This window comes from Xanthomonas sp. LF02-5 (assembly GCF_034105325.1).
Lineage (GTDB): Bacteria > Pseudomonadota > Gammaproteobacteria > Xanthomonadales > Xanthomonadaceae > Xanthomonas_A > Xanthomonas_A sontii.
Window position 1 is genome coordinate 147,070 of sequence record NZ_JAXGGF010000005.1, and the last position, 17,370, is coordinate 164,439.

12 protein-coding genes are annotated in these 17,370 nt (G+C 71.5%); 9 read left to right on the forward strand and 3 right to left on the reverse strand.

All coding sequences use genetic code 11. The features are described from left to right. Positions 1 to 32: 32 nt before the first annotated feature. On the forward strand, positions 33 to 2,129 hold the full coding sequence (locus SLW52_RS14395) for a glycosyltransferase (RefSeq protein WP_320740608.1): 2,097 nt from the start codon (positions 33 to 35) through the stop codon (positions 2,127 to 2,129). Between the two features lie 251 nt (positions 2,130 to 2,380). Here SLW52_RS14395 and SLW52_RS14400 read toward each other — a convergent pair whose 3' ends face one another. Continuing rightward, complete coding sequence (locus SLW52_RS14400; protein ID WP_320744251.1) at positions 2,381 to 3,904, reverse strand: hypothetical protein; 1,524 nt, start codon at positions 3,902 to 3,904, stop codon at positions 2,381 to 2,383. 117 nt (positions 3,905 to 4,021) lie between these two features. Further along, positions 4,022 to 6,178, reverse strand: coding sequence for a bifunctional (p)ppGpp synthetase/guanosine-3',5'-bis(diphosphate) 3'-pyrophosphohydrolase (locus tag SLW52_RS14405; RefSeq protein WP_267092634.1), 2,157 nt, complete (start codon positions 6,176 to 6,178; stop codon positions 4,022 to 4,024). 179 nt (positions 6,179 to 6,357) lie between these two features. On the opposite strand from SLW52_RS14405, the gene pqqA reads away from it, so the two are divergent. The 7 genes from pqqA (at position 6,358) to SLW52_RS14440 (ending at position 12,053) form a co-directional block, all read left to right on the forward strand. Next, complete coding sequence (gene pqqA, locus SLW52_RS14410; RefSeq protein ID WP_267092635.1) at positions 6,358 to 6,519, forward strand: pyrroloquinoline quinone precursor peptide PqqA; 162 nt, start codon at positions 6,358 to 6,360, stop codon at positions 6,517 to 6,519. Positions 6,520 to 6,583: 64 nt separating this feature from the next. Further along, positions 6,584 to 7,483, forward strand: a complete 900-nt coding sequence (pqqB, locus tag SLW52_RS14415) for a pyrroloquinoline quinone biosynthesis protein PqqB (protein ID WP_267100713.1) — start codon at positions 6,584 to 6,586, stop codon at positions 7,481 to 7,483. Positions 7,484 to 7,517: 34 nt separating this feature from the next. After that, positions 7,518 to 8,264 (forward strand): pyrroloquinoline-quinone synthase PqqC, encoded by a 747-nt coding sequence (gene pqqC / locus SLW52_RS14420; protein WP_267122153.1) that lies wholly within the window; start codon positions 7,518 to 7,520, stop codon positions 8,262 to 8,264. After that, positions 8,261 to 8,539, forward strand: coding sequence for a pyrroloquinoline quinone biosynthesis peptide chaperone PqqD (pqqD, locus tag SLW52_RS14425; RefSeq protein ID WP_295958998.1), 279 nt, complete (start codon positions 8,261 to 8,263; stop codon positions 8,537 to 8,539). The genes pqqC and pqqD overlap by 4 nt, the downstream gene beginning before the upstream one ends. Beyond that, positions 8,536 to 9,657 carry a pyrroloquinoline quinone biosynthesis protein PqqE gene (gene pqqE, locus SLW52_RS14430; RefSeq protein WP_320740606.1) on the forward strand — a complete coding sequence of 374 codons (1,122 nt, stop codon included), beginning with the start codon at positions 8,536 to 8,538 and terminating at the stop codon, positions 9,655 to 9,657. Before pqqD ends, pqqE begins: the two co-directional genes overlap by 4 nt. Before the next feature lie 96 nt (positions 9,658 to 9,753). Beyond that, complete coding sequence (locus SLW52_RS14435) at positions 9,754 to 10,266, forward strand: hypothetical protein (RefSeq protein ID WP_017912272.1); 513 nt, start codon at positions 9,754 to 9,756, stop codon at positions 10,264 to 10,266. A gap of 11 nt (positions 10,267 to 10,277) precedes the next feature. Further along, on the forward strand, positions 10,278 to 12,053 hold the full coding sequence (locus SLW52_RS14440) for a chloride channel protein (RefSeq protein WP_150409796.1): 1,776 nt from the start codon (positions 10,278 to 10,280) through the stop codon (positions 12,051 to 12,053). 381 nt (positions 12,054 to 12,434) lie between these two features. Here SLW52_RS14440 and hrpA read toward each other — a convergent pair whose 3' ends face one another. Next, on the reverse strand, positions 12,435 to 16,571 hold the full coding sequence (gene hrpA, locus SLW52_RS14445; RefSeq protein WP_320740605.1) for an ATP-dependent RNA helicase HrpA: 4,137 nt from the start codon (positions 16,569 to 16,571) through the stop codon (positions 12,435 to 12,437). A gap of 93 nt (positions 16,572 to 16,664) precedes the next feature. On the opposite strand from hrpA, the gene SLW52_RS14450 reads away from it, so the two are divergent. Continuing rightward, positions 16,665 to 17,231 (forward strand): Dps family protein, encoded by a 567-nt coding sequence (locus tag SLW52_RS14450; RefSeq protein ID WP_010344296.1) that lies wholly within the window; start codon positions 16,665 to 16,667, stop codon positions 17,229 to 17,231. Positions 17,232 to 17,370 lie beyond the last annotated feature (139 nt).

Sequence of the window (17,370 nt, forward strand, 5' to 3'; positions counted from 1 at the left end):
CGGCCTCTTCGTTTAAGTTGGAGTGGTACCGGATGTCGATGTCGTGGGCGAATGCGCGCTACGCCCTGAACCGCCTGGCCGGCCTGGTCCGGCGCGGCCTGACCAGCCTGCGCACGCGCGGCTGGCGCAGCACCTGGGAGCGCCTGCGCGTGCATGCGCAACCGCTGCCGCCGCCGCAGCGCGCGCTGTTCGCGGTGCAAGCGGCGCCGTTCGCGCCGTTCGCGGTGCCGAACAGTCCCGCACCGCTGGTCAGCATCGTGATCCCGGTCTACAACCACGTCGCGCATACCCTCGCCTGCCTGCGCGCGCTGGCCGCGCATCCGCCGGCCGCACCCTGCGAGATCCTGGTGATCGACGACGGCAGCAGCGACGACACCGCGCAGTGGCTGCCGCAGGTGGTCGGCCTGCACTACCACGTGCGCGAGCGCAACGGCGGCTTCATCGCCACCTGCAACGACGGCGCCGCGCGCGCGCAGGGCCGCTACCTGGTGTTCCTCAACAACGACACGGTGCCGCAGCCGGGCTGGCTGGACGCGTTGCTGGACACCTTCGCGCAGCTGCCGCAGGCCGGCCTGGTCAGCGCGCAACTGCTGTATCCCGACGGCCGCCTGCAGGATGCCGGCGGCGTGGTCTTCGCCGACGGCAGCGCCTGGAGCTACGGCCGCTTCGAGTCGCCCGACGATCCGCGCTACGCCTACCTGCGCGACGTCGACTACGGCAGCGGCGCGGCGCTGGCGATCGAACGCGCGCGCTTCCTGGCGCTGGGCGGTTTCGACACGCGCTACATGCCGGCCTACTACGAGGACACCGACCTGGCCTTCGCGGTGCGCGCCGCCGGCTTGCGCACGCTGGTGCAGCCGGCCAGCCGCGTGGTGCACGACGAAGGCACCAGCAACGGCACCGACACCGGCAGCGGAATCAAGGCCTACCAGGTGCGCAACCGTGCGGTCTTCGCCCGCAAATGGGCGGAGGTGTTGGCGCAGCACCTGCAGCCCGGCGAGGTGCCTGCGCCGGCGCTGCTGCATCGCCGGCAGCGCCAGGTGCTGATCCTGGACGAAGCGTTGCCGCAGCCGGACCGCGACTCGGCCTCGCTGCGCCAGCTCAACCTGATCCGCCTGCTGCTCGAGGAAGGCGCGCACGTGGTGTTCGTGCCCAGCGAGCGCAGCTATGCCAGCCGCCATAGCGAGACCCTGCAGCGGCTCGGCGTGGAGGTGTGGTACGCGCCGTACCTGAAGAACCTGACCTGGTTCCTGCAGCAGCACGGTGCGCGCTTCCACAGCGTGCTGCTGGTGCGCCACCACGTCGCCCACGCCTGCCTGCCGCTGCTGCGCCGGTTCGCGCCGCAGGCACGGCGCCTGTTCGACACCGTGGACCTGCACTACCTGCGCGAGCGCCGCGGCGCCGAACTCGCCGGCGACGCGCGCCTGCTGCGCGAGGCCGAGCGCACCCGCGCGCGCGAGCTGGAGGTGATGGCGCAGGTCGACGTGACCGTGCTGGTCAGCGCGGTCGAACGCGAACAGTTGCAGCGCGAGGCGCCACAGGTGCGCACGGCGCTGATCTCGAACCTGCACGAGGTCGCCGGCCCCGGCCTGCCGTGGGCGCAGCGCCGCGACCTGGTGTTCGTCGGCGGCTTCCGCCATGCGCCCAACGTGGACGCGGTGCGCTGGTTCCTGCAGGAGGTATTTCCTGCCGTGCGCACGCGTCTGCCGGAGGTGCGCTTCCACTGCATCGGTGCGGACATGCCGGAGTACATCCGCCGCCTCGGCGAGGCCACCGCGGGCGTCGAGTTGCTCGGCCACGTGCCCGACATCGCTGCCTACATGGACGGCATGCGCATCGCCGTGGCGCCGCTGCGGTTCGGCGCGGGGGTCAAGGGCAAGGTCAACCTCAGCATGGCCCATGGCCAGCCGGTGGTGGCCACCGCGTGCGCGGTGGAAGGCATGCACCTGCGCGACGGCGAGGACGTGCTGATCGCCGACGACCCCGCCGCGTTCGCCGACGCCATCGCGCAGCTCTACGCCGATCCGGCGCTGTGGCAACGGCTGGCCGACAACGGCCTGCGCAACATCGAAACCCACTTCTCGCTGGACGCCGCCCGCGCCACGGTGCGCGAGGCGTTCCTGGCCTGAGCGGCGGTGGCGCGCCGTTTTCTATCGCGTCGGGACTGAAGTCCCTCCCACAATGGTGTTGCGAGCATCGCCGCTCTGGCCGGCACCCGGCGGGCGCTGTCGCGCACCCACGCGCGCACTGCAAACCAAGACGCTCGCAGCCCCGGATATACAACCGATCGCCGGAACCTCTCAACGCCCCCTGTGGGAGGGACTTCAGTCCCGACGCGCCGCACCATCAGCCTGGGGAAGCTCCCACTTCACTGCGCCCACTAACGCCCCGGACTGAGGCTGCGCAAGCGACGCTCGAAGGCGGCCAGCTCCGGGGTCGCCGGATCGATCGCGCGGGCGCGCTGCAACGCCTGCCGCGCGAACGCGGCATCGCCGCCGCTCAGGCGCTCGTCGCCGACCGCCAGCCAGCGCTGCGCCAGGCGTCGCCGCGCGGTGGCCAGGCCATTGCCGCCCGGCGCCAGCGCGCGCCAGGCGTCGTAGCAGGCGCTCGCCGCCAGCACCCGATTGCCGCGCATGGCATCGTCGAAACAGCGTCGCAGCGCCGCCAGCACGCGCTGCTCGGCCGCGCGCACCCGCGCATCGCGCGGCGCCAGGGTCTGCGCCGCCAGCAAGGTGTCGTAGGCGCTGGCGCCGGGCGGGGTCAGCCAGGCGCCCCGTGCCTCGGCAGCCTGCAGATCGGTCAGCAGGCGCTGCAGGCGGCGCTCGCGCTCGGCCGGCGACATCCGCGAGGGCGGCGTGGCCTGGCTCTGCCGGGCGCGCTGCAGCGCCTGCTTCGCGTCGGCCAGCGCGCGGCTATCCGGCGCCAGGGCCTGGCCCTTGCGCAACGCGCGCTCGGCCTCGCCGAAACGGAAATCGGCGGCGGCACGGCTCGCCTGCAGCGCATAGGCCGCCGCCACCCGCTCCAGGCCGTCGCTGGCGCCGGCTGCGTCCGGCACCGCCGCGTGCCACTGCGCAAACGCGTGTGCCGCCGCGTCCAGGCGTTGCCGGCGCAGGGCCTGCTCGGCCTCGCGCTGCAGGCGCTCCAGCGCCCGGTTCAGTTCCGCCTGGGTCTCGGGCAAGTCGACATGGCCGGGGTCGTAGCCGCGCGCGCGCTCCACCAGCGCCGCGGCGGCGGCCAGGTCGCCGCGCGCCAGGTCGCTGCGTGCGTGCTGCAGCAGTTCCGACAGCGCATCCTCGCGGCCTTCCAGCGCCGCGGTGCGTTCCGGCGCGTACTCCAGGACGCGCTGGTACAGCGGCAGGGCCGCGTCCGGGCCGTCGTCCAGATGCCCGTCGTGGCGCGCCTGCGCCGCCCGTTGCAGCAGTTGATCGATGCCGGCGTGCGCGGCCTCGCGCGCGCGCAATGCCGCCTCGATGCGATCGGCATCGGCGCGCGGCACCTGCAGCGCGCGCGCCAGCGCCAGCGCCTCGCGCGCCTGCGGAAAGCGACCGGCGGCCAACGCCGCGCGCGCCTGCCCCAGCGCCGCGCGCCCGGTCGCGGCCAGTCCGACGCGCGCCTGCATGCGGTCGCTATCCAGCGCCAGCGCGGCCTCGAAGCGCTCGCGCGCGCCGCTGCCGTCGGCGGCGCTGAGCTTGCCCGCGCGCAGCGCCGCGTGGCCCTGGTCGAGCAATTGCTGGATGCGCGTCTCCGGCCAGATCAGGTCGGCCAGCGGGCGGCGGAACACCACCACGGTCATGCCCAGCACCAGCAGCACGGCCAGCGCCCAGCGCCAGACACGCCGATCGCGCCACAGCGGCACCGGCCGCTGTCTGCGCGTGGGTTCGTCCCTGACCTGATCCGGCGGCATGCTCACCGCACAAGCTTAGCGTTGCCCCGATGACGAACAGCTGTGCGTCGCGCCGGCCGCGCGCACGGTAGGTGGCCCACCCGCTGGCAGGCCTCCCGGCCGGCATGCCGACGCCCCTCAGCCCAGCCGCCGCGCCTCGTGCACGCCCGGCAGCGCGTCGAGCTTGCCGAGCAAGGTGGACAGCTGCCCATAATCGCCGACCTTCAGCCGCAGCCGCAGTTGCGCCAGACCGCTGTCGCGCACGTTCTCGCTGTTGATCTCCAGCACGTGCGCCTCTTCCTGGGCGATCAGGTTGGTGATGTCCTTGAGCAGCCAGCGCCGGTCCACCGCGCGCACCAGCACGTCGACCTCGTAGCCACCGCCGGCCTGGCCCCACTCCACCGGCAGCACCCGCTGCGGATGGCTGGCGGCCAGCCGCGCGAACGCGGCGCAGTCGCTGCGGTGCACGGTGACGCCGCGGGTACGGGTCAGGTAGCCGGCGATCGGCTCGCCGGCCACCGGCTGGCAGCAGCGCGCCAGTTGCACCAGCAGATTGCCGACGCCCTGCACGGTGAACTTGGACTTGCCCAGGCCGGTGCGCCGCGCGGTCGGCCGCGGCATGGCCGGCGCCGCCGGCTGCGCCGCGGCACGCTCGGCCTCGTGCAGCGCACGCCCGACCTGGCTGGGGCCGACGTCGCCCAGCGCCACCTGGATGTACAGTTCCTCCACGCCGTCGGCATGGAACTTCTTCGCCGCCGGCAACAGGTCGGCGTGCTGCAGCCCCAGGCGCTTGAGCTCACGCTCCAGCAGCTCCTTGCCGGCCTGCACGTTGCGCGCGCGGTCCAGCTTGTGGAACCAGGCGCGCACCTTGTCGCGCGAACGCCCGCTGGCCAGGTAGCCATTGGCCGGCAGCAGCCAGTCGCGGCGCGGCTCGGCCTCCTTGCCGGTGAGGATCTCGACACGGTCACCGCTACGCAGCTTGTGGGTCAGCGGCACGATGCGGTTGTTGACCTTGGCGCCGCGGCAGCGGTGCCCGACCATGGTGTGCACGTGGTAGGCGAAATCCAGCGGCGTGGCGCCCTGCGGCAGGTCGATCACCTCGCCCATCGGGGTCAAGGCATAGACCCGGTCCTCGACCAGTTCGGCGTCCAGCGCCCCGGCAAGCCCGCCCTGCTCGCCGTCCTGTGACTGCTCCAGCAACTGGCGCATCCAGGTGATCTTGCGGTCGAAGGCCTTCTCCGCGCCCTTGCCGCCTTCCTTGTACTTCCAGTGCGCAGCCACGCCCAGCTCGGCCTGCGCGTGCATGTCGTGGGTACGGATCTGCACTTCGATCGTGCGCCCTTCCGGGCCGACCACGGCGGTGTGCAGCGAGCGGTAATCGTTGGCCTTGGGCCGGGCGATGTAGTCGTCGAACTCGCTAGGCACCGGCGCCCACAGCGCGTGCACCACGCCCAGCGCGGCATAGCAGGCGGCGACATCGTCGACCATCACCCGCACCGCGCGCAGGTCGTAGAGCTGGTCGAAGGCGAGGCGCTTCTTCTGCATCTTCCGCCAGATGCTGTAGATGTGCTTGGGCCGCCCGCTGATCTCCGCGCGCAGGCCCTGCTCGGCCAGCGCCTTGGACAGGATCTTCTTGACCGCCTCGATGTAGCGCTCGCGCGCCACCCGGCTCTCGTCGACCTCGCGGGCGATGCGCCGGTAGGTGTCCGGTTCCAGGTGCCGGAACGCCAGATCCTCCAGCTCCCATTTCAGCTGCCAGATGCCCAGGCGGTTGGCCAGCGGCGCGTGGATGTCGCGGGTCAGCTGCGCCAGCGCGCGGCGCTGCGCCTCCGGCGCCTTGTCGGCCACGCGCATCTGCGCCAGTTGCCGCGCCAGCAGGATCGGCACCACCCGCAGGTCCTGCACGATCGACAGCAGCAGCCGGCGCAGGCCTTCGCTGTTGCGCCCGGCCTCGCGCCCGGCATGCAGCGCCCACACCGGGTCGGCGGCGTCCTGCGCCTCCAACAACCCGACCACCGCCTGCGCCCGCGCCGGTGGCGCCACCGGCAGCTGCGGCAACTGCGCGCGCAAGGCCGGCAGGTCGAACAGCAACGCCGCCAGCAGCGAGGCCTCGTCGGCGGACAGCAGCGCCAGCGCGTCCAGGGTGTCGGCCAGCACCGGCCACGGCAGCCGCGGCAGCGGCTCGGCCTGTGCCTGCCAGGCCTGCAGCAGCGCCGCGCGCAGGGCGGGCGCCAGGGTCGCGGCCGACGGGCGCTGCAGCAACGCCTCCAGGCCGGAGTGGACGGTGTGGTTCAAGGACGGACGCAGTCGACGAAACGGTGCCGCCTACACTAACGCGCTTGTGCGCGTTCTCACAATTGCGCCGGCCGCGCGCCGGAGGCGCCCCGAGGATACGCACCGCCGCGTCACTGTGATCCGGTTGCGACTTGCAGCGGTTTTACCGGAATTTCACAACCGCCCCAATCCCCGCGCCTATGCTCGAACGCGACGGCGACCCGCTGCTGTCTGCATGCGCCGCTGCCGTCGTCCCTAGACCGATTCGAAGAGGAACGCACATGAAAAAGTGGAACAAGCCTGTGATCCGCGAGATCTGCGTCGGCGCGGAAATCAACTGCTACGCCTCCGGCGAGCTCTGACCCGCGCACTCCTCCCTTCCCGCGACCGAAGCGCGACCGGCCAGGCGCCATCAACGGAGACCGGATGCACCTCATCGTTTTGGGATCGGCGGCAGGCGGAGGGCATCCGCAGTGGAACTGCCACACGCCTGCAAGCCAGCGCGCGTGGCAGCAACACCCGGGTGCCCAACGCCGTACCCAGGCCAGCATCGCGGTCAGCGTCGATGGCCAGCGCTGGCTGCTGATCAACGCCTCACCCGATTTCCGCCAGCAGGTGCTGGCCACCCCCGCACTATGGCCGCAGCGCGACCAGCGCCATTCGCCGATCGAGGCGGTGCTGCTGACCAGCGGCGAGATCGACCATATCGCCGGGCTGCTGTCGATGCGCGAAAGCCAGCGCTTCGACCTGTATGCGAGCAGCCGCGTGCTCGACCTGCTGGCGCACAACCCGGTGTTCGACGCGCTGCACCCGGCCTACGTGCACCGCCATCCGTTCGCCCTCGACACACCGCTGTCGCTGCTCGGCCTGCAGGTCACACCATTCGCGGTGCCGGGCAAGGTGCCGCTGTTCATGGAATCCCGCCACAGCGGCGACCTGGCCGGCTCGGCCGAGGAGACGCTGGGCCTGACCATCGACGACGGCACACACCGCCTGCACTACATTCCCGGCTGCGCGGCGCTGACCGACGCCCTGCGCGAGCGCCTGCGCGGCGCCGAACTGGTGTTCTTCGACGGCACCCTGTGGCGCGACGACGAACTGGTGCAGCTCGGCGTCAGCGCCAAGACCGGCCAGCGCATGGGCCACATGAGCATCGACGGCGAGGCCGGCACCCTGCATGCCTTCGCCGACCTGGGCGTGGCACGCAAGGTCTTCATCCACATCAACACCACCAACCCCATCCTCGACGCCGGCTCCGCCGAGCGCGCCACCGTCGCCGCGCACGGCTGGGACGTGGCCCACGACGGCATGGAGATCGCACTGTGACCCCTGCCGCCCCATCGCCTGCGAGACCGACCCCGTGAGCGCACTGCTTAGCCCGGAACAACTGGAAACCGCGCTGCGCGGGATCGGTGCGCGGCTGTACCACGACCAGCACCCCTTCCACGCCCTGCTGCACAGCGGCCGCCTGAACCGCGGCCAGGTCCAGGCCTGGGCGCTGAACCGCTACGAGTACCAACGCTGCATCCCGCTCAAGGACGCGGCGATCCTGGCGCGGATGGACGACCCGGCGCTGCGCCGGATCTGGCGCCAGCGCATCGTCGACCACGACGGCAGCGCCGATGGCGAAGGCGGCATCGCCCGTTGGCTGCACCTGACCGACGCGCTGAGACTGGATCGTGACCTGGTGCAGTCCGGGCGCGGCCTGCTGCCCGGCACCCGCTTCGCGGTGCAGGCCTACCTGCACTTCGTGCGCGAGAAGAGCCTGCTGGAAGCCATCGCCTCGTCGCTGACCGAACTGTTCGCCCCGGGCATCATCGGCCACCGCGTGGCCGGCATGCTGCAGCACTACGACTTCGTCTCGCGCGAGGCGCTGGCGTATTTCGAGCATCGCCTGCACGAGGCGCCGCGCGATTCGGACTTCGCCCTGGACTACGTCAAGCGCCATGCCGACACCGTGGAGAAGCAGCAGTTGGTGCAGGACGCGCTGCGCTTCAAGTGCGGCGTGCTGTGGTCGCAACTGGATGCGCTGCACTTCGCCTACGTGCAGCCGGGCGTGGCCTGGCCGGACGCGTTCGTGCCGGACGCCGCGCAGGCCGCGGCATGAGCGCGCTGGACGCCAGCAGCCAACCGCGGCTCGCCGCCGGCGTGCGCCTGCAGCACGACCGTGCGCGCGACCAATGGGTGCTGCTGGCACCGGAGCGGGTGATCGAACTGGACGAGATCGCCCACGCCATCGTCTCGCGCTGCGACGGCGTCCGCAGCCTGGCGACGATCGCCGCGGAACTGGCCGCAGAATTCGAGGCCGACCCGGCCGAGGTCGAACGCGACGTGCGCGAGCTGGCGCAGCAGTTGCACGCCAAGCGGCTGCTGCGCGCATGAACACGCCGGTGCCGCCGCCGCTGTCGATCCTGCTGGAGCTGACCCACCGCTGCCCGCTGGCCTGCCCGTATTGCTCCAACCCGATCGAACTGGCCGGCCTGCGCGAGGAACTGGATACGGCCGGCTGGCGCTCGGCGCTGGACCAGGCGGCGGCGATGGGCGTACTGCAGGCGCATTTCTCCGGCGGCGAGCCGATGCTGCGCAAGGACCTGCCCGAGCTGGTCGCGCATGCACGCGCACTGGGCCTGTACAGCAACCTGATCACCTCCGGCGTGGCCGGTGGCGCGCCGATGCTGGCGGACCTTGCCGCGGCCGGGTTGGAACACGTGCAACTGAGCGTCCAGGACGCCGACGCCGCCGGCGCCGACCGCATCGCCGGCTACCGCGACAGCCTGGCCAAGAAGCGCGCCTTCGCCGCGGCGGTGCGCGCGCTCGACCTGCCGCTGACGATCAACGCGGTGATCCATCGCCACAACGCCGAACGTGTCCCGGCAATGATCGAGCTGGCGCTGGAACTCGGCGCCGAACGCCTGGAAGTGGCCCATACCCAGTACTACGGCTGGGGCCTGCGCAATCGCGCTGCGCTGATGCCCAGCCGCGCGCAGATCGACGCCACCGTGGCCGCGGTGGAGGCCGCGCGGTTGCGCCTGCAGGACCGCCTGCACATCGACTTCGTCACCCCCGACTACTACGCGCACCGGCCCAAGGCCTGCATGGGCGGCTGGGGCCAGCGCTTCGTCAACATCTCCCCGCGCGGCGACGTGCTGCCCTGCCACGCCGCCGAAACCCTGCCGGACATGCGCTTCGAGAACCTGCGCGCGCGCCCGCTGGCGGCGATCTGGGAAGACGGCGAGGCCTTCGTGCGCTTCCGCGGCAGCGCCTGGATGCCCGAGGTATGCCAGGGCTGTCCCAAGCGCGAGATCGACTGGGGCGGCTGCCGCTGCCAGGCGCTGGCGCTGAGCGGCGATGCCGCGACCCTGGACCCGGTGTGCGAACGCGCCCCGGCGCACGCGGCGCTGCAGGCGCTGGCACAGCGCGAAGCCGCCGCGCCGGCGCCGGACTTCGTGTACCGGCGACCGCCGCGCAGGTCGGACGTGCCAGCCGCCGCCGAGGACTGAACCGGGCGCCGACGCGGTCCCGGCGCGCCCGGTATCCCGTGCGCAGTCACCGCTTGCGACTACACTACGGCGCATCCCACTGCCCGGATCCTCGCCATGTCCCTTGCGCGTCTCGCTCCCCTGGTCCTGTGCGCGGCGCTCGCCGTGTCAGCCGCCCCGGCGCTCGCCCAGCGCACCGTCTCCGGCGATCTGCAGACGCAGATGTCGCCGCAGGAGTTCAAGGCGGCCGGGCTGGACAAGCTGTCGCCGCAGGAGCTGGCTGCGCTGAACGACTGGCTGCAGGGCAAGGTCGCCAAGGAGACCGCGGTGGCGCTGGAGAAGGCCAAGGAAGAGGGCCGCCGCGAGGTGATCACCAAGAACCGCGGCTTCTTCGACTTCGGCAGCGCCGAGCCGATCGAGAGCACCCTGGTGGGCGAGTTCTCCGGCTTCGCCAAAGGCCGCAAGTACGTGCTGGCCAACGGTCAGGAATGGGAGCAGACCGAGGCGGCGAGCCTGCCCAGCGTGCACCGCACCGCGCCCAAGGTGAAGATCACCCCCGGCATCATGGGCGTGTGGTACATGCAGATCGACAACTACAACACCCGCGCCAAGGTCCGTCGCATCAAATAGGATCGCGCGCCGTGAACCTGCGTCCGCGGCCGGGACTGGCCGACGCCTCGCACAGCCTCGCCGACGCGCTGCGCCGGCGCCTGCGCGCAAGCGATGTCTGGTTCATCGCCCTGGCCCTGCTGGTCGGCGTGATCGCCGGCCTGCTGACCCTGTTGCAGAGCAGCCTGGCACACGGCGCGCAGGCTCTGCTGTACGGCCTGGAGGCCGACGAGCGGCTCAGCGCCATGTCCGAACTGAGCGTGCACCAGTTGCTGGTGCTGCCGCTGGGCGGGCTGCTGGTCGGCCTGCTGGGCATGGCCGCGCGCGCGCGCAAGCGGCAACTGGTCGACGCCGTCGAAGCCAACGCGCTGTACGGCGGGCGCATGTCGATGCGCGACAACCTGATCGTCTCCGTGCAGACCCTGTTCTCCAACGGCGTCGGTGCCTCGGTCGGCCTGGAGGCGGCGTACACGCAGATGGGCGCCGGCAGCGGCTCGCACCTGGGCCGCGTGCTGCGCCTGCGCCGCGCCGACATCCGCACCCTTGTCGGCGCCGGCGCCGGCGCGGCCATCGCCGCGGCCTTCGGCGCGCCGCTGGCCGGCGCGTTCTATGCGTTCGAGATCGTGATCGGCGCCTACTCGCCATCGGCGCTGGCACCGGTGGCGGTGGCCTCGCTGGGCGCGGTGTTCGTGTCGCAGTTGGCCGGGGTGCAGCCGTACCTGCTGCCGGCCTCGGCGGCCTCGGCGCTGGAGGCGCGCGACTACGTGCTGTACGCGCTGCTCGGCGTGCTCTGCGCGCTGCTGGCGGTGGCGGTGATGCGCCTGATCGGCGCGATCGAACAGGCGATCAACCGCAGCCCGCTGCCGCGCTGGGCACGCCCGGTCGCCGGCGGCCTGCTGCTGATCCCGCTGGCGTTGATCACCCCGCAGGTGCTGTCCTCCGGACACGGCGCGCTGCACCTGGACCTGACCAGCCCGACCTCGCTGCGCTGGCTGGGCATCCTGCTGCTGCTCAAGTGCCTGGGCTCGGCGATCTCGCTGGGCTTCGGCTTCCGCGGCGGCCTGTTCTTCGCCTCGCTGTTCATGGGTTCGCTGGTCGGCGGGCTGTTCGCCGGCGTGCTGAATCTCGGCAGCGGCATGGCCTTGGTCGACGGCACCGCCGCGTCGCTGGCCGGCATGGCGGCGATGGCCGCCGCGGTGATCGGCGCGCCGATGACGATGGCGATGCTGGTACTGGAAGGCACCCACGATTTCGTGCTGGCCAGCGCGGTGATGGTGGCGGTGCTGGTCGCCAACACCATCGTCCGCCAGATCTTCGGCTACTCGTTCTCCACCTGGCGCCTGCACCTGCGCGGCGAGACCATCAAGAGCGCGCGCGACGTCGGCTGGGTCAAGCACCTCAGCGCCGGGCGGATGATGCAGAAGGACGTGCATCCGCTGGCCGCCACCACCAGCGTGGCCGAGTTCCGCCGCCGCTTCCCGCTCGGCTCGGGCACCCGCGTGGTGCTGGAAGACGAGAACGGTCACTACGCCGGTCTGGTCACCCTGGCCGCCGCCTACGCCGATGGCGTCAACGCCGACGCAGCCATCGTCGACTACGCCGGCAACCGCGACGTGGCCCTGCCCGCCGACACCGACGTGGTCACCGCCATGCGCCAGTTCGACCTGACCCAGAGCGACGAGCTGGCGGTGGTCGACGACCAGGGCAAGGTCCTGGGCGTGCTCAGCGAAAGCTTCGTGCGCAAGCGCTACGCCGAGGAACTGGACAAGCGCCAGCGCGAGCTGATGGGCGAGCGGGTGGATGATTGAGCGGCAGGAATTGGGGAGTGGGGATTCGGGATTCGTTGGATTGCTGCGGGCTGAAACGTTGAGGGCCGTGATCGCATGTCGCAGGAGCGGCTGCTGTGGGAGGGGCTTCAGCCCCGACGCATGGCGCCACGATGGGCGCGGCTGAAGCCGCTCCTGCCACACAACAAGACGCGACTGCGTTGGCGCGTGGCACCAACACCACGCGCCGTTGCAGAGCAGATCGCTTGACCGTCCAAGCGGCGCATCCCCCTTGTGGGAGGGGCTTCAGCCCCGACGCCTGCCGCTGAACGCGTCGGGACTGAAGTCCCTCCCACAAGAATGCTGGTCACGCGGGTGGTACGGGACAGCGGTGGAATCTCACACCGAATCCCCACTCCCCAATCACCGCAGCAGAGCCACTCGCTGCGCCAGCTTCTTGGCCGAGATGCCGGCGCGGGCGCCCAGTTCCTGGGCGAACAGCGACACCCGCAGTTCTTCCAGGTCCCAGCGCAGCGCTTGCCACTCCGGCGTGTCGCCACGTCCGGCCGCAGCCGCGTCGGCCAGTGCGTCGACGAACGGCTTCAGTTCCAGCATCCGCGCCTGGTCGCGCGCCGGATCGCGTTTGGCGCGCTCGGCGCGCAGGATCATCGCGCGCAAATAGCGCGGGAACTGCGCCAGCGCCGTGGCCGGGGTCTCGCGCAGGAAGCCCGGATGCAGCAAGGCTGCCAGTTGCGCGCGCAGGTCGTCGAGGTTGCCGCTGGCCCAGCCCATCAGCGGCGATTCCAGTTGCGGCTTCAGTTCCGCGGCCGCGCCCATGATCGCCTCGGCCAGTTTCAGCCGCTCCATCGCCTCGCCGAACAGCTGCTTGGCGGCGGCGTCGCGGCGCTGAGCGAAACCGTCCGCATCGCGGATCGCCTCCAGCCCCTGTTCCAGCAGCGCATTCAACGCCGCTTCCACCAGGTCGCCGCGCAGGCGTTCCTGCGATTCGATCGCCGCGTACAACAGCCCGGTCTTGGGCGAGACCGGCAACTGCTTGCGCGCCTGCTTGACCTTGTCGGCCAGGGCGATCTCCAGCAGCCGACGCACGCCGCGCGGATGCGCCGCCTCGGCCTGCGCACGGTCGGCGAAGATGCGCAGGGCGGCGCTGTCGCCCTCGTCCACCAGTGCCGGATACGCCGGCACGCCGGCTTCGCCCGGCACCTGCAGCGGGATCGGCGTGGCCGGGAACTCGCGCAGCCCGGTCGCGGCCATGGCGCGGCCGGCGCGCGCGGCGAAGGCCTGCCCGGCACGTTCGCCGAAGCGCGCGCGCAGCGCGTCCAGGTCGCGCGATTCGGCCAGCACCTTGCCCGCCTCGTCGCGCAGGCGCAGGTTCATGCGCAGATGCGGCTCCAGCGTGCTCTCGTCGAACTCCAGCGCACTCAGCGGCACGCCGGTGGCGCGCTGCAGGAACCGCGCCAGCTCGCCACGGATGTCGTCGGCGCTGGGCTGCGGGAACGCCTCGTAGAACGCACGCGCGAAGTCCGGCGCCGGCACGTAGTTGCGGCGCAGCGCCTTGGGCAGGCTGCGGATCAGCGCCGCCGCCTTGTCGGTGACGAAGCCCGGCGCCAGCCACGACAGCCGCGTCGGGTCCAGCGCGTTGAGCAGGTGCACGGGCACCTCCAGGGTCACGCCGTCGTCGGCCGCGCCGGGTTCGAACCGGTAATGCAGCGGCAGCCGCGCATCGCCCAGCGGGAAATACGTGGGATAGCGCTCGGCCGCGCTGCCCTCGCCCGGCAGCAGGTCGGCCAGCGACCAGTGCAGCGCGCGCCGTTGCTCCGGCGCCAGCGCCTTCCACCAGGCGTCCAGGCCGGAGGCGGAATGGATCTCGCCGGGAATCCGGTCCAGGTACCAGCGCGCCTGCCAGTCCTCGTCGGCGACGATGCCGGCGCGGCGCAGCTTGGCCTCCTCCTCGTGCGCCTGCGCCAGCACCTTCTGGTTGTCGGCGACGAAGCTGGCGCGGGTGTTGATCTCGCCCGGCACCAGGCCCTGGCGCACGAACAGCTCGTGCGCGCCGGGCGGATCGATGCGGCCGTAGTGCACCGGCTTCTTCGGCGCCAGCACCAGCCCGAACAGGCTGATCTGCTCGGAGGCCAGCACCTGCCCCTGCGCGCGCGACCAGTGCGGATCGAAATGCTTGCGCGCCAGCAGGTGCGGCAGCTCGGCGATCACCCAATCCGGCTCGATCGCGGCATTGGTCAGGCCCCATACCTTCTGCGTGTCCAGCAACGTCGCCGGCAGCACCCACGGCGGCGGCTTGCGGGCAAGCGCCGAGCCGGGGAACAACAGGAAGCGGCGCTGCCGCGGCGCCAGGAAATCGCCCTTCTCGGTGCGGTGGCCGACCTGGGTCGGCAGCCCGGCCAGCAAGGCGCGGTGCAGCGCCTGGTAGGCGGCGGCACGCTCGCGTTCGCTGGCACGTGGTGCCTCCCCGGCCTCGGCGGACGCCGGTGGCGCGGCTTGGGCCGCCGGTGCGGGTGTGGCCGGCGTGCCGGTGCCGCGTCCTTCGCGGGCCAGGCGCGCGGCGCGATGCAACTGCCCGCGGGTCGCACGCGCCGCGGTCTCGGCATCGCGCGCCGGCGCGGGCGCGGAAGCGCCGGCCAGCAGCGGCCGCAGGGAGGCCTCCGCCGGCTCCTCGGTCCAGCCCAGCTCCGCGCACAGCAGATGCAGCTGACGGTGCAGTTCGCGCCACTCGCGCATGCGCAGGAAGCCGAGGAAATGCCGGCCGCACCAGTCGCGCAGCTTGGACTGGGTCAGGTCCTCGTGCGCCTGCCGGTAGCCGTCCCACAGGCGCAGGATGCCGACGAATTCCGAGCGCGCATCGGCGAACCTGGCATGCGCGTTGTCGGCAGCCTCGCGCGCCTCCGGCGGGCGCTCGCGCGGGTCCTGGATGCCCAGGAACGCGGCGATCACCAGCATCGGTCGCAGGCAGCCGTGCTGCTGCGCCGCCACCAGCATGCGCGCCAGTTTCACGTCCACCGGCAGCCGCGCCATCTTGCGGCCGATCTCGGTCAGCTTGCGCAAGCCATGGCGGTCCGGCTCGCCGACCGCCCCCAGCTCCACCAGTTGCTGCCAGCCATCGGCCACTGCACGCTCGTCCGGCGGCTCCAGGAACGGGAAATCCTCGATCCGTCCCAGCCCCAGTTGCAACATGCGCAGGATCACCCCGGCCAGGCTGGAGCGGCGGATCTCCGGATCGGTGAACTCCGGGCGCGCCGTAAAATCCGCCTCGGCGTACAGCCGGTAGCAGATGCCCTCGGCGATGCGGCCGCAGCGGCCCTTGCGCTGGTTGGCGCTGGCCCGCGAGATCGGCTCGATGTGCAGGCGGTCGAGCTTCTGCCGCGGGCTGTAGCGCTTGACCCGGGCATAGCCGGGATCGACCACGTAGCGGATGCGCGGCACCGTCAGCGAGGTCTCGGCGACGTTGGTGGCCAGCACCAGGCGCCGCTTTGGGCCGGGGTTGAACACCCGATCCTGGTCGGCGTTGGAGAGCCGCGCGTACAGCGGCAGCACCTCGGTCTCGCGGTACTTGCGCCGTTCCAGCGCATGGTGCGCATCGCGGATCTCGCGTTCGCCGGGCAGGAACACCAGCACGTCGCCGCGCGGATCCAGCCGGGTGATTTCGTCGATCGCCGCCACGATCGCCTGGTTGACCGTGCGGTCGCCGGCGTTGTCGCCACTCTCGGCGTCGGCCTCCTCGCCGCCCGCCTCCTCCAGCGGCCTGTAGCGCACCTCCACCGGATAGGTGCGGCCTTCCACGCTGATCACCGGCGCATCGTCGAAATGCGCGGCGAAGCGCGCGGTGTCGATCGTCGCCGAGGTCACGATGACCTTCAGGTCCGGGCGCTTGCGCAGCAACTGCTTCAGATAGCCGAGCAGGAAATCGATGTTGAGGCTGCGCTCGTGCGCCTCGTCGACGATGATCGTGTCGTAGCTGGACAGCCAGCGGTCGCTGGCGATCTCGGCCAGCAGGATGCCGTCGGTCATGAACTTGATCCGGGTCTGCTCGCCGACGCGGTCGTTGAAGCGCACCTGGAAGCCCACCGTCTCGCCCACCGGCGTGCGCAGCTCCTCGGCCACGCGGCTGGCCACCGCGCGCGCGGCGATGCGCCGTGGCTGGGTGCAGCCGATCATGCCGGCGGCGCCGCGCCCGGCGGCCAGGCACAGCTTCGGCAACTGCGTGGTCTTGCCCGAACCGGTCTCGCCGGCGATCACCACCACCTGGTGCTCGCGGATCAGCGCGACGATGCGCTCGGCCTCGCGCGCGATCGGCAGTTGCGGATCCAGGGTGATCGCCGGCTGCTGCGCCGCGCGCGCGGCGCAACGCGCCTGCGACGCCTGCAGCGCCTGCTCAAACGCCGTCTCCAGCGCGGCATTGCCGGGCGCGGCCTGCCAGCGCGACCATAGGCCCAGCAGGCGGCCACGGTCGCGGGTCAGCGCGCCGTCGATCGCGGCGCGGCGTTCGCGCAGGCGTGCCGGCACGGAAGGTTTTTCGATAGCGTTCATCAATCGGATGCCATTGAACGTTGAATCACAGCACATGCTTTAGTCTGTCTATTGTGACGCCATCTCGTCTGTAACCCCCAAAGAGGAACTCCCATGGCCAAGAACAAGACCCCCGGCAAGACCAAGAACGCCGCCAGCAAGGCCGTCGCCGGCCAGCCGCTGGCCGGCCTGGCGCCGTCCGCGCCCAACATCGATATCGGGATCGGCGGCGGCGATCGCAAGAAGATCGCCGACGGCCTGTCGCACTACATGGCCGACGCCTTCACCCTGTACCTGAAGACCCACAACTTCCACTGGAACGTGACCGGGTCGATGTTCAACTCGCTGCACCTGATGTTCGAGACCCAGTACACCGAGCAGTGGGCGGCGCTGGACGACGTCGCCGAGCGCATCCGCGCCCTGGGCTTCAACGCCCCGGGCTCCTACAAGGAATACGCCGCGCTGACCTCGATCCCGGAAGAAGAAGGCCTCAGCGACAGCGCCGACTGGCGCGAAATGGTGCGCCAGCTGGTGGTCGGCAACGAAGCGGTGTGCCGCACCGCGCGCAAGGTGCTCAAGACCGCCGACGACGCCGGCGACGACCCGTCGGTGGACCTGCTGACCCAGCGCCTGCAGACCCACGAGAAGTACGCCTGGATGCTGCGCTCGCTGCTGCAGTAAGGGATTCCGCCCTGCCTGCCTGGCAGGCAGGGCGCGCCGCCCGCGCGCGCCTTCGCGCGGAGCGAGACGTTGGCTGTGTGCACTGTGGGAGGGACTTCAGTCCCGACGCCTTTCCATCTCGGCCCCGGCAGGCTTCGTC